The organism is Flavobacteriaceae bacterium GSB9, from assembly GCA_022749295.1.
Taxonomy (GTDB): Bacteria; Bacteroidota; Bacteroidia; order Flavobacteriales; family Flavobacteriaceae; genus Flavisericum.
Window position 1 is genome coordinate 1,516,568 of record CP062007.1, and the last position, 14,404, is coordinate 1,530,971.

Genomic DNA, 14,404 nt, shown 5'->3' on the forward strand with positions numbered 1-14,404 from the left:
TACGGTTTTATCTTGAACCACCACGTCCTCTTCTTCTATAGTTTCCGCGTCTATTATTCACGTTTTGACCTGCAAATTTTCCGAATTTATAAACAAATGTCAGCATAAAATATTGCTCTAGTATTTGATTTTCCACATCACGAATAGACGTTTCGGTAACCGAGCGGCTAAAGCCATTGTTCATACCCAACATATCGTAGCCCACTAAGGTCAATGTTCCTTTTTGTTTGAATAACTGAACGCCCAGGCCTGCATTCCAAAAAACGGCATCACCATCAAAATCGTCGCCTACCCTACTGTTGTATCGATATGATACTTTATTGTTAAAAAAAGCATTTTTCAAAAAAAACAACGTTGACTCGAACCTAAGGTTCTGAACAAAATAATCGTTGTTATTAAACGCATTGGTATCGTAACTGGTGTTTGTAGCACTATAACTGTATGAGGTATTTATTTCTATTTTCTTATCGTATGAATAGCTCAAAGACACCGATGGTCTAAGCGTATTGGTTTGAGCAGTAAATTCTATTCCGTTTTGTATGGACCTAATATTATCAAAACTACCAGAAAAGCGCACACCTAAATTATAGTTTGTTTTTTGGTTTAAAAAGGATTTGTTCACTCCTAAATTTCCGGATAAACGGTAATCCCCATCAATATTTTCATAAGTGGTGTAACGAATTAAATTTTCATCGGTGATGGTAGAATTTATAATTTTATCGTTAACAACAGTTGCTCTGGCACTTCCGTTTAAACTAAGCTTATTGGCCGCCAAATTGTTTTGATACCTAAAACGGAAATTGTGACTCACCCCAGGCTCTAAATTAGGATTCCCGGTTATAATGTGCGTAATGTTACTTACGTTGGGCACCGGCTGTAATTGGCTAATGGAAGGCAAATCGACATTTTGCCTGTAATTCAATGAGATATTTTTGTATCCTTTTTCGTCCCGATAGCGTATTCTTCCAGAATATGTTAAGTACTTGAAGTCATTTTTAAAGTTACGGTCTTCAATAATTTCGTCAACATACTTTCTAAAGGTATTGGTATAAGCGCTTTCAAATTCAAAACGAATGTCGTTATGTTCGTATCGCAATCGAAGCGACGGGCGCACCGTAGTTGTAATGTATCTGCTGTCTGTACTTATACTTGTGTTAAAGTTATCGTATGCTTCAGTGTCTTCGTTATAATCGAAAATACTTTTTTCGTTGTTATTGGTATTTACACTGGCACTATAGCTAGGCATGACCCTAAAATCTTTAAAAACTTCTTTACTTAATCTTCCGTAGAAATTAATTCTAGACGATTTATTTTTTGTATCCGTAATTTGGTCTTGTACTACAATATCCCCACTATTTTGAAGTTCGTTTAGTGAATAACTCGAGCTTTCCCCATCTTCTTTTTCAAAAGTGGTTTGAACTCTCATAAAGAAATAATCTCTGCGCCCACCAAGACGTTTTGCTACTCCAAACTCGTTTTCAAACTCATAATTTGAATTTGATGAAAAATTTTCTGAAAAATATTGACTTACTAAATCACCGTTTGGATATTCAGATACGCGATCCACGGTTGAAAACGCATCGTTATGTCTAACATCAAAATCTATTTCACTTGATATGCGCGCTTGATTCTTTGACTTTTTATTTTTGGGATCGGTAAGGAATTTAAACTCAGCACCCGCATCGTGTCGTTCTGAATTATTATGACTTCGGCTATTAGAGTTTGTGATATAATTAGTATCTGGCAGAAATATTTCTGCGTAGCTTTTTTGTCCTCTTTCGGTATCTTGGCTGCTGTATCTATAATCGCCTTCAATGCGGGTTTCGTCCCACTTGCCTTTGGTAAAATTAGCGCCAACAAAATCAGATTCTCTTAACCCATTACTCGATGTGGCATCGGGCAGCGCATTAAATCCTCGTCCCATGTTGATATTATTGCCCCCCATAATCACACCAAGTTGCTTACCTTCTATCAGCTGAAACAAATTGGCATTGGCCTGATACCGTTCATCTGTACCATACCCCACGTTTACATCTCCGAAATAGGCTTTATTTTTGCCTTTTTTAATCTTAAGGTTAATTTCTTTGGTTCCAGAATCCGATTCTTCCCCTGTAAATTTTTGGTTTTCGGTTTTATAATCGGTTACCTGTACTTTGCTAATGGCCTTACTCGGTATATTTTTAAGAGCCACCTCACCCGATTGGTCACCAAAAAATTCCATACCATCAACATTTATGGCTTCTACCTCAACGCCATTTACCGTTATAGCCCCTTCGGCATCTATTTCTATACCAGGAATTTTCCTTAGTAAATCTTCAACCATATCGTTGGGCATGGTTTTAAAACTGCCTGCATTATATTCAACAGTGTCTTTTTTTATAACAACCGGAGGCGCCTTGCCAATCACCGAAACTTCATTTAGTGACTCCATTTGATCTTCTAGATATATGGTGCCTAGGTTTAATTCTTTTCCGCTGGGAACGTTTATGTCTTTTTTATAGGGTTTATAACCTAAATAGACGATGTTGAAAACCCCTTTTTTATCGTCTTTGGCATTTACCTGTAATGAAAACTCACCGTTTTTATTGGTTATACCGTACGCCATGGGCACACTATCTGAAACACTTTGCAAGTAAACGGTGGCACCTTCTAAAACCAAGGAATCTTGGTCTTTTACTGTGCCTTCCAATGAAAATTTTTGAGCAAATAACGAGGAACTGAAACAAATAAAAAGAAAAAGCAGTGTTAATTTTAAAGGTCTCAAAATGCGGTGTTGGTTAAGTTGACAAACATGTTAGCTGCTTTGTTAGACTTAACCAATCTATAAGGGTTTAACTCTTATTTGTTAATAATAGTTAAAATTTAATTTGAAGCGTAGCATACCCGTTTCGAGGAGCCGAAGGAATGATACCTGGCCCGGGATAGCCTGTGGCTCTTCGGGTAAAATACGCATTATCCAACAGATTGTTGATGCCCGTTTCTAATTTGAAGTTTTTATAGCTATAGGATAGCGACACATCCAAAATGTCGTATGCTGGAATTTCGCCAACTACACCACTCAAACTAGCTTGGGTAGAGTTTGTGGCATCAGTAAATTGTTTTCCCAAATAGGTATATTGAATGCTTCCCAATAGGTTTTTATAGCCTCCTCTAAAACCGGTTTTCAAATTTAAATCGGGCACAAATTCCACCCTATTTCCTGCTATGCCCTCTTTAGAAGCTGTGTACTCGGAATTGATGATGGAAGTATTTATAAAATAATTTAACTGAACATGATTATTCAACCGGAATATTTTTTTCAAATTGAAATCAAAGAGCGATTCTACACCATACATAACCGCATCGCCCACATTGCCCCGCTCACTTTTAATGCTATTATCGCTTTGCACTTTCTGTACAAAACCAATGCGTTCGTTATAAAACAGACCGAAAACGCCCAAATCATACGACACTAGTTTTTTATAATTACCACGCATGCCTAAATCGGCTGTAAAACCTTTTTCATCTGTAATATTAGGGTTAATCAAAAATGCCGGATTATTTATGCTGATATCTGAAAAGGTTACCGACCGATAATTTTGTGAAATGTTTCCGTAGAACTCCACATTTGTATTGGGTTTGTAGCTCAGCCCAACGCCCAAAAGCACAAAAGCCCTATCGAATTCTCGATTATCTTCAATCGTTTCATTTTTAATAACATTCCCCGCCGCATCGGTATTGATTTCTTTGTAAAAGCCGTCGCTTTGCGTTTTTATATACTCAAAACGGAAACCAGGCGTTACTGAAAATTTATCGGTGACGTAAAAGATATTTTCACCAAAAACGGCGGTATTCAAATTGGGCAAATCTGCCTGTGACTGACTGGGGTAATTTGGAAATTCACCGTTATTAAAATTAAAATCTGGCCCATTACCATCACTTCCTGGACCTTGCTTCTGAAAATTATTGGCCTTATAAAACTTACCTCCAATTAAAAAGGTAGCGTTTTTATTGAAAATATGGTATTTGCTCAACAACCGAGTTTCGAATCCAAAGTTCTTAAAATCGCCTACTATCAAGTCACGCTCTTCGCCTGGATCGACTTGATTAACTCTGTTGGTTCTAAACCCCAAAGCCTTTCTCGACGCATTCAAACCAAAAAAATTGAAAGTAAAATTGGTATTTTCTGAAAACTCGTGCGCAAATTTAAGGTTGTACAGCAACCAATTTACCTTAAACCAATTGCGAGCCCGGTTACTTTGATACGGGTTGCTATAAAACATATTATCGGTTAAGCCGCCAGCTTGCTGTGCCAAATAATGCAGGTGGGTAAAATTGCCCGTTAAAGATGTTTTTTCATTAAACTGGTACCCCAAATGTGCAAACACGTTTTTAGATTCAAACTCCGAATTTGGCCGAAAGCCATCACCTTTTTTATAGTTGAAATAACCATAGTAACTAAACTTATCCTTCGTTCCGCTTAAACTGGTGAAATTGGTATAAAGTCCGTAGCTGCCCAAGGTATTTCTTGTGATAACCTCCAAAGGTTTATTCGGGTTGGGCTGTTTCATCTTAAAGTTTATCAAACCGCCAAACTGCGTACCGTACTGCAACGACGCCGCACCACGAACCACCTGTATTTCAGATATCCCCTCAGAAGCTGGTGTGTAATAACTTTCAGGGTAGCCCAATACATCGGCACTTATATCATACCCGTTTTGGCGGGTGTTAAAATTGGCCGTTCGGTTAGGATCCAAACCACGTCCGCCAATATTGAGCTGTAATCCTGCATCGTCGTTTTGATAAATATTTAGTCCTGCTACTTGGCTATAAATTTGCCGAGCGTTATTGGTTGCCAAATTGGCCATAGACTCGTCTATCAACACCACTTCGGTTTTTTTACCAGCATAAATGGCCGTTTCTTCAACGTCTTTTAGCCTACGCATTTCAAAGACACGACGTTTTCTGGCGGTAATTTCAACTTCAGTCAAGGTGGTTGTTAAATCCTTAAGTGTGATTTTTAAATTTTGAGCTTCGGAAGTATTAATAGCAACTTCCTTAACTTCATATTCAAATGAAAAGAATACTAAAACCATTTCCTCTTTTAAAGTTTGAAATTCAAACTCACCCAAACTGTTGGTGGTTGCAACAAGCCCAGATGCTTTATCGTAAACCTCTACTTCTGCAAGAGGTGAATTGTTCTTTAATAGAGAAACTACACCACTCACAGTATTTTGGCCATATAACGATATGCCACAGAATAGAACTAAAATTAATTTACAAGCCTTTAATCTCATCTTTAAAAGGTAATATCCAAGTTTTATGTTTAAACGATTCTTTTTGTACGTACAAATCTGTATTTTTATCAATAAAGGGAGCACTTAACCTACCATTCAACGCCACGTAACTATCAACAAAAACCTGTACATTTTCATGACCTTGCGATTTAAAATGGGCGCCTAAGTAATGAGCATATTCCAATATAAAATCTGGCTGAAAACTCATTTGTTTTTCTTGAAATGGTGTTAAAAAATCTTTATTATCTACATAGAAAAAATCACCTGTTTCAGCATTGACAATTTTGAAGGTTGCAATGCCCATTTTTTCCATAAGCATCACCCGCCATGAAAAACGATATCCTTCTTCTGTCCAAAATAATTCTCCTGGATAAAGCAAATATCTGAAGGGAAACAGCAATTGGGCCGAGAAAAATATAATGAACAAACCTACAATAGGTTTTCGGTTTTTAAATTTGAAATTTTCTATGTATTTAATTTGGAGACCGGTAGTATTTATGTGAAATAAGCGCTTTATAAATCTAATGATATTTTGGTGAAACCCGGCGTCAAAAAATACCAAAGTTGACACAATCATAATAAACGGAAACATACCGATGGGGAACAACACCCGAGTAAATACATGAAAAAATACTACTAAAATAAAGGCCAATATACGTGTGCGCTTGTACAGCAATAAAAAAGGAATGCTTAAATCGTAAAGCATTCCGCTCCAACTCATGGCATAATGAAACCAATTTTGGTGCATAAGCGTATCTCCGATTAAGGGTAAATCGTATTTTGAAGGCAACCATATTTTTAATGGTTGTGCACGCAGTAACCAATCGCTGTTAATTTTTGCAAGACCAGCATAAAAATAAACCACACCTAGAAGTAATTTAATGCTATCAATTGTCCATTTTGGCACCTTTTTATAGCTTCTTTTTCTAATTAAATTATCTACCGAAAAATGGGCGTTTGCAGGTAGAAAAATCATTAAAAAACTGAGCAAGCTGATGAAATAGTAATGGTTGAGATAGGTAGTTTTGTCCATCAACTCGATGTAAGTAAAACTTAAAAAAAAGGTGATAATGGCGAAACGGTACTTTAACCCCAAAGCCACCATTAATGCCGAAACTCCACAAATCACAAAAAGCAAATAGGTATAATTTCCCAAAGGCTTTACCCATTCAAAACCGTAATACGAAAAATGAAATTTTGGTTGAATATACAGTGTTTCAATCCAACCATGATACCAAAACCGAATAATGCTCAAACACATCATAACACCAAAAGCCATACGAAACACAGCCAAAGGAGCTGCACTAGCGTTTTTATTAAGATATGTCTTTAAATTTATTTGCATGGGAACAAAAAAGGCTGCTCATAAAAGAGCAACCTTTGAGTTTACATTTTTTCGGCATTAATCACCGTCGGCATCCACATAATCAACACTTATATTAAATGCTTGCATCATATCTACCTTTAAGGACACTACTACTAATTGCAGTGCATCATAAGCTTCAGTCATTTTTGTATTATCTGTAGCGACTTGCACAGTAAAATCAGCATTTAATACTTGTATTTTTTGCCTAGCATCTTCTATCCTATTATTAATTAAAGCAACTAAATCGTTACGTTCTAAACTAGTCAAATAGGTTTTATAACTTTCTCCAGTAGAACTATTTAAATAAAACTTTCCGTTAAACACTTCTTGTACTGCCTTTAAAGCTTCCAAAGTTAAATCCTTAGAATACATTTTAGCATAAAAGGCTTCTACCTTTTCGGGCAATGGATTTGCAGAAAAAACTCCAGCTGGAATCCCAATTTTATTAGCTCGTAAACCTTTTTCATAATAATAGACAAAATCGTTTGTGAGTTTGTTTAGTGCACTTGTTGTTGTATTTCCAGTTTCACTAATAAATACATTTCTGTAGCCCGCTGTCCAATCCTTTACAACTACTTCGGTTAAAGATTTCATTTGGTCAATAACATCCGAAAGGTAATTTTGGTAATTGGCTTCGGCATATTTTGCTAAAATCGCCGTATCGTCTGCGGCTATACCATACAATAAATAATCAACTGCCGGAAAACCAACCGCATCGTTATTGTTAGGGTGAGTTAAATCGTAAGTTCCGTTAGAAATATTGGCTTCAACATCGGTAGTTGAAACGGGATAAATATTCATTTGAAAGCTGTACAGTATCTCTTCGGCCTTTCCAATATTGAACATTTCTACATACTGCCACACTTTATAGGCCTCTAGCCAAGACGAACGAAGCGCATCTAAATTAGATTGGTTCGGTTCAGCAACAAAAACATCCTTTTCAGATTTTAATGTTGAAAGTTTTGTGTTTAAATCTTCAAACGCAGGTAAAATGATATTATCTGCCAAATTGGTTAAAAGCGCTCCCCTATCAAAATCATCGGGCTTTTGCGCTGACCCATCATCGGATGAAGAACTACAGGCAACAATAAACGCTACCACTACAATACCAAAAAAAATCTTTCTTAATGTAAACATATCTTGTTCATAATAAATATTTGCAAAAGTACTAAAAAGTAGCCGTTGTATATGACCATACAACAACTACTTTAAAGTTCTCATAAAAACTAATACCTAAATGGCCGGTGCAGCTTCAACAGTGGTAAAGCCAAATTTGCTAGCGATGGCATCAGAAACGCTATCTATAGTATTTTCTGATAAATCCCAAAATCCATTGCCTTCCATAAGCTGACCCAATATCGCATCAACTTCAGTTTTTGTCATATATGGAGCATCAGAATTTGGCATTCTTGTAAACTGCAAACTGTAAATAAAACCATAGGCTTCAGACAGTGCGTGGAATGCGCTTGCTTTATCGGTTTCCAAATTACCTTTAGCCGCCTGTAAATAAAACACACCTCTAACTGCTGGCACCAACGATAAATTTTCTTTTATGATTTCGGCTTGTGCATCACGAACAGAATAGTTTTTGGCTACAATTGCAGCTCTTCCCAATTTAAAGGCGTTGTAGATATTACCTGCTAGCCCTGAAAAATCTTCATCACCATCAACACGTTCCAGGTACTCGCTTAAAAATTGATCGGCACCCAAAACAGGTTCCGCAGGGTTAACCTCGTTACCATATAAATAGCCATACGCCTCATCCCATTTGTGTTCCATAGTGGTATAATCTTTACCATCTTCAACAACACCACTATCGTTATTTTCTTTATTAGAACCTGCATCTAAAACTGCTGGGCTTAAATAATTATTAAGTATTTGATCTAACATCAAAGCACCAATCAACCCTTTCGCAAAAGCTTGGTTGTATTCTAAACCTTTGGCATTAATATAACGAATCGAACCACCTCCTGCTTGTTGCAATTGGCCTGCATTACCTGCAGTAGCTACATTATCCCAATTAGGAAAAACTTCACTTACTTGAGACGCTATAAAACCATCAAAATCTGCTTTGATAAGGTTTGCTGTTGTTGTATTTGCTGAAAAATAATCGGTAGAAGCCGCTACTTTACTTCTTATGTTTTTATTGGATTCATTTAACGCTGCATCGCTAAAATCGTCTGTTCCCTCAACATGGGCAAACATAGCATCTAATTGGGCCTTGGAGCTTGAATCATCTTTTAATGCCGTAATAAATTCTTCTGCCATTTGTATTCTAGTGGTTTGACCACTAAAACTTACCGTTGAATTATCATTTCTGGTAAACTCATAAGTCGCAGGTGTATTAATATTGTTGGGGTTACTTCCACCATCATCATCACTTGAACACGATTGAAACAGTGCCGATACCACGAAAAGACTTAATACAATTTTCTTCATTTCTTTACTTTATATTTATTTAGACTTTTTATAAATAAGGTTATTATTTCGGCACAAAAATAAAATCTATTTGCACTTTTACAAAGTTTATTTAGACTTATTTTAAATAAAAATTAAATACAGAAAACAAAGTGCTATTTTACAGATATTTACAAAAAACAGCAGAAAAAATTTAACATTCAATTAAAGTGAAGTGATTAATTAATGGTAGTGATTAAAAATTTTAGAAGCCTCATTATGGGCGCTTTCAAAACTAAGCGCATTGAGGTTGTTTAAGTTTTTTGAAGTGAAATACGATAACAACTTTTCCGTGGGCATATTACCGGTAAGTTCGTCTTTAGCCATGGGGCAGCCACCGAACCCTTGAATGGCACCATCAAAACGTGTGCATCCTGCCTTAAAGGCGGCATCAACTTTATCGTACCAAGAACTAGGTGTAGTGTGCAAATGTGCCCCGAATTCAATTTTTGGATAATGAGGAATTAAATTTGAGAACAGATAATCAATACTTTCTGGGTTTGACGTCCCAACAGTGTCACTTAACGATAAAATTTCAACTCCCATTTTGGCCAGTTTTTCGGTCCACTCGCCTACTATGTCCACATTCCACGGGTCACCATAAGGATTTCCAAAGCCCATGGAAACATAAACAACAACCTGTTTATTAGATGCATTGGCAATCTCCAAAATTTCAGAGAGCACAACCACAGATTGTGCAATGGTTTTATGCGTATTACGCATTTGAAAATTTTCTGAAATAGAAAACGGATACCCTAAATAATCGATTTCTGGGTGTTTACATGCATCAATAGCACCTCGCGTATTAGCAATAATGGCCAATAGCTTACTGGTTGTTTTCGATAAATCTAACTGCGATAACACCTCAGCAGTATCAACCATTTGCGGAATGGCTTTGGGCGACACAAAACTGCCAAAATCTATGGTATCAAACCCCACACGCAATAAAGACTGGATGTATTGCACTTTTTTTTCCGTAGGAATAAAAGCCTTTATGCCTTGCATGGCGTCGCGCGGGCATTCTATTATTTTGATAGGTTTAGACATTTAAAATTTATAAATACTGCGATAAAAATACTATTATTTTAACAATGCTTCTTCATAAGAAAAAAACAAGTTTTACATATCCGCTTGTAAGCCTACAACCAACACATCGACTATATTAGTTAAACTACCACAAATGAAGAAAACTACACTTCTATTCTATCTACTTGTTGTTTTGGCCGTGAATGTTGTTCAAGGTCAAAGTATGGCTGTTTATGACATTGTTTTTGAGAGCGTTTGGGAGTCGGTTGACAACAATCCTACTGATGGTATCAGTACTATAAGTTTACCAAGTAACGCCCATTGGTCGTCTATGGTTTTGGTAACCCATAAAACAGCAAACACCTTTTTAACGGTAGGAGCAAAAGCCTCTTCTGGCATAGAATTGATTGCCGAAGAGGGAGACACCTCTACTTTTGAAGACGAAGTTAATGCCAATAATGATGCCAATAAAATAATAGTTGGCAACGGGTTAAGTTCTGCAAAGGGCACTATTGCCATTAATAATGTTGTAATTAGCGAAGATTTTGCTTTGATTACTTTAGCGTCTATGATTGCTCCTAGCCCCGATTGGTTTATCGCCGTTAACAGTGAAAACTTGAGATCTGGCAATCAAAGTATTAACAATGGCTGGAAAAGCACACTTACAATAGATTTATACCCATACGACGCTGGCACAGAAGATGGTAACACCTACTCGTTAAACAATCCTGCAACAAACCCGATTGGTAATATTTCTTCATTGTCAAATGTTTTTCCTTTCAACGACAAAAAAATAGGTACGGTAACATTTACTTACAACTCGTCAACATTAAGTACAGAAAATGCACTTGCTTTAACAGACTTAAAAATATTTCCCAATCCTGCAAAGGATAATATTACCATTTCAAATATTGAAAGCAATAGCATTTCTTCAGTTAAAATCTATACAGTTGTTGGAAAATTAATCAAGCAAATCGAAAATTTAAAACAGGAAGAGAAACAAATAAAAATTGATTTAACAACCTTAAAACGGGGTGTTTACCTATTAAATGTAAAAGGAACCCTTGGAGAAAACTTTACCCAAAAACTAATAATAAACTAAATTGCTGTGGCCAAAACATTAAGTTTGTGTTAAGTAATCGACGAAATTTACCTTACATCGTTTATATTGTAACTCGCACACATTTAAATATACATTTGGACTAGAAATATTTCCCCCAAATGAATATTTTAACCTACAAAAGACTTCTTTTCCTGATTACGGTATTTATATTGTCAATTCAGTTTATATTCCCACAACAGTCTCATATAGGTTGCGGAAACTCGGTTTCCGAAGAAACCATTTCGTTTTATAACGACATAAAACCACAGCTGCAAAAATTTGAGAACAGTTTTTTAAGCAAAAATTCTGGTCGTAATACATCTGCTGCACATTCCATTAACTCGATTCCTATTAAAGCCCATGTAATAAGGCACTCTGATGGTTCTGGTGGCATTTCAGAAAACGATATTAATACGTCCGTTAATAACCTCAACACTATTTTTAGTGAAGCACATTTGGAATTTTTTATCTGTAATGGCATCAACTATATTAATGACGACGTGCTTTGCCATTTCAAAAAAGGAGATGAAACTTTATTAACAGAAACCAACTATGTGCCTGATGTAATCAATATTTATTTTACGGATCACATTAAGAATAATTCAGAAGAAAGTATTTGTGGTTACACCGAAAACACTGGGAAAACCGACATTATTGTAATAAAAAACGATTGTGCCAAAAACACCTCGTCTTTAGCTCATGAAATGGGACATTATTTTTCATTGTTTCACACGCAAGGCAATGAAGCCAACGGCACAAAAGAATTGGTTGATGGCAGTAATTGTGATACTGACGGTGATGGTATATGCGACACCCCAGCAGATCCCGGTTTGAGTTCCGAAAACATGGATTATGGCTGCAATTACATTGGCACCGCCCAAGATGCGAATGGTGACTTTTACACTCCCGATACGCAAAACATTATGTCGTACGCCAATAAAATTTGCAGAACCCATTTTTCGCAACAGCAATTGGCACGCATGTATGCTTTTTATATGACGACCAAAAGCTATTTAGCATGTCCATCGTTTAACGCAAACATTATTACTAGTGAAACTGAAACGTGTAACGAATCGTTAACCGTAAATTTGGAAAGTTCCACTCCCGAAGCTACAAATTGGCAGTGGGATATGAATAGCGATGGCATTATCGACTATAAGACCAAATCAATATCGCATACGTTTGAAAAAGGCGTTTATGATGTAACATTAACGGTTTCCTGCAAATCAAAATCGGTTACCAAAACCTACCACAATCTTATAAAAGTAGGCACACAAACGGACTTTTTAGACGAAGATTTTGAAGGGTTTACAATGTTGGACAAACACGGTTGGAGCACCAAAGATATTAATGGTAATGGCTATAATTGGTCGACGGCGATTAAAGAAACCCCATCGGATGAAACTGGGCCAAACATTCTAGATAATACTTTTATTTATACTGAAGCCAGTAACGGTATGCCTGGTGATGTAGCCGAATTTATTTCACCTTGTTTCAATATTAATTACGAAAACAGCGGTTTAGAATTTGCTTACCATATGTTCGGAAAAAATATTGGTGAACTGCATATCGATATTAAAACTTCAGACGGTTATATAGACGATGTAATCCCTCCGCTTGTTGGCAGTCAACAGAACAACCCAAACGACACCTTTAAAACCAAAACCATTGACCTATCTACGTATGCCTACCAAACCATTAAAGTGCGATTTCGAGCTATTAAAGGTAATGGTTGGGAAGGTGACATCGCTATCGATGATGTGTTTTTCAAAACTATACACACAGCTGTAACTAATGAGATTTATAAAATTTATCCCAATCCAGTTGCTAATAATCTGTTGTATATTAAAAACGCTATCCCAAGTGAAGCGGCAACATTTAGAATTACTAATCCAATGGGGCAACACTTTATATCTGGCGAAATAATAAATGGGCTCCCCATTGATGTGAGCCATTTATCTTCAGGAAATTATTTGCTTTATATCTTTAACGGAAATGGCAGAACTATTAAACGGTTTGTTAAATAACGTTATTTTTTAAGTAAGGCTTTGTTTATTTGTTTCACCAAGCTAGGGCCTTCGTAAATAAAACCAGTATAAATCTGAATTAAATCGGCACCAGCTTCAATTTTTTCTAAGGCATCTTCAGCAGAGTGAATACCGCCCACACCAATAATTGGAAACGCTTTGTTACTTTTCCCTGCAAGATATTTGATAACACGCGTACTTTTTTCTTTAATGGGCTGTCCACTTAACCCGCCATTACCAATTTCTTCAAGTCGTTCTTTTGGAACTTTTAAACCACTTCTATCTGTAGATGTATTACTGGCTATTACACCATCCAATTTAGTTGACATCACTAAATCCACAATTTCATCTAGCTGGGTATCGTTTAAATCTGGTGCAATTTTTAATAAAATAGGCTTTTGCTTTTCAAACGTTTTATTGGCCTTTTGTGCAGTCACAATCAAATCTTCCAAATAATCTTTATCGTTCAACTTAGCGTGGCTGCCCACATTTGGACAACTTACATTCAGTACAAAATAATCTACATAGGGGTGCAGTGCATTAAAACACTCCAAATAATCTTTGGTATAATCTTCTGGTTTAGTTTGGGTATTTTTCCCAATATTACCACCTATTATTAGATTTCCTTTTCGTTTTTTTAACTGAGCAATAGCTGCATCAACACCGGCGTTATTAAACCCCATTCGGTTGATGATGCCTTGATCGTCCTTTAATCTAAACAGCCTCTTTTTAGGGTTTCCAGGTTGGGCTTTTGGGGTAACAGTCCCTATTTCTATAAAACCAAAACCAAAGTTTTCCAACTCGTTGTAAAGCACCGCATTTTTATCGAATCCGGCAGCCAATCCCACGGGGTTTTTAAAATTCAAACCAAAAAGTTTACGCTCCAGTTTTTTATCTTCAACTAGATAAAGACTTCTAAAAACACTTTTAAATCCGGGGATTTTAGAGGTGAATTTTATTAATGAAAATGTAAAATGATGAATCTTTTCTGGATCGAACGAAAAAAATAGTGGACGAAGAATGCTTTTGTACATCGGTATGATTTGTGCAAAAATACGCCTTATTAAAAAATCAGCCAATTCCGAAGCCGAAAAAATTTATAATCGTATTTTAGAGCCATTAAATGCTATTAATAATTTCAGCGAAACGG

9 protein-coding genes are annotated in these 14,404 nt (G+C 36.3%); 2 read left to right on the forward strand and 7 right to left on the reverse strand.

Annotated features, from left to right (window positions below; genetic code table 11):
- Window positions 1-7: 7 nt before the first annotated feature.
- From GSB9_01308 to GSB9_01313, 6 genes are all read right to left on the reverse strand, one after another.
- Complete coding sequence (locus GSB9_01308; GenBank protein UKM64751.1) at window positions 8-2,689, reverse strand: outer membrane beta-barrel protein; 2,682 nt, start codon at window positions 2,687-2,689, stop codon at window positions 8-10.
- Between the two features lie 166 nt (window positions 2,690-2,855).
- Window positions 2,856-5,276 carry a TonB-dependent receptor gene (locus GSB9_01309; protein ID UKM64752.1) on the reverse strand — a complete coding sequence of 807 codons (2,421 nt, stop codon included), beginning with the start codon at window positions 5,274-5,276 and terminating at the stop codon, window positions 2,856-2,858.
- Entirely contained in the window at window positions 5,257-6,621 is a 1,365-nt protein-coding gene (locus GSB9_01310) for an HTTM domain-containing protein (protein UKM64753.1), read from the reverse strand. Before GSB9_01310 ends, GSB9_01309 begins: the two co-directional genes overlap by 20 nt.
- Before the next feature lie 57 nt (window positions 6,622-6,678).
- Entirely contained in the window at window positions 6,679-7,779 is a 1,101-nt protein-coding gene (locus GSB9_01311; protein ID UKM64754.2) for an imelysin family protein, read from the reverse strand.
- A gap of 96 nt (window positions 7,780-7,875) precedes the next feature.
- Entirely contained in the window at window positions 7,876-9,081 is a 1,206-nt protein-coding gene (locus GSB9_01312; GenBank protein ID UKM64755.1) for a DUF4856 domain-containing protein, read from the reverse strand.
- 201 nt (window positions 9,082-9,282) lie between these two features.
- A complete protein-coding gene (locus GSB9_01313) occupies window positions 9,283-10,146 on the reverse strand; it encodes a hydroxymethylglutaryl-CoA lyase (protein UKM64756.1) in 864 nt (287 codons plus the stop codon).
- 133 nt (window positions 10,147-10,279) lie between these two features.
- Between GSB9_01313 and GSB9_01314 the strand changes: the two genes are divergently transcribed.
- Complete coding sequence (locus tag GSB9_01314) at window positions 10,280-11,227, forward strand: spondin domain-containing protein (GenBank protein UKM64757.1); 948 nt, start codon at window positions 10,280-10,282, stop codon at window positions 11,225-11,227.
- A gap of 119 nt (window positions 11,228-11,346) precedes the next feature.
- Window positions 11,347-13,254, forward strand: coding sequence for a T9SS type A sorting domain-containing protein (locus tag GSB9_01315; GenBank protein UKM64758.1), 1,908 nt, complete (start codon window positions 11,347-11,349; stop codon window positions 13,252-13,254).
- Between the two features lie 2 nt (window positions 13,255-13,256).
- Here the strand turns inward: GSB9_01315 and GSB9_01316 are convergent, their stop codons facing one another.
- Window positions 13,257-14,288: a quinone-dependent dihydroorotate dehydrogenase gene (locus tag GSB9_01316; GenBank protein ID UKM64759.1), complete on the reverse strand. Its 1,032-nt coding sequence runs from the start codon at window positions 14,286-14,288 to the stop codon at window positions 13,257-13,259.
- Window positions 14,289-14,404 lie beyond the last annotated feature (116 nt).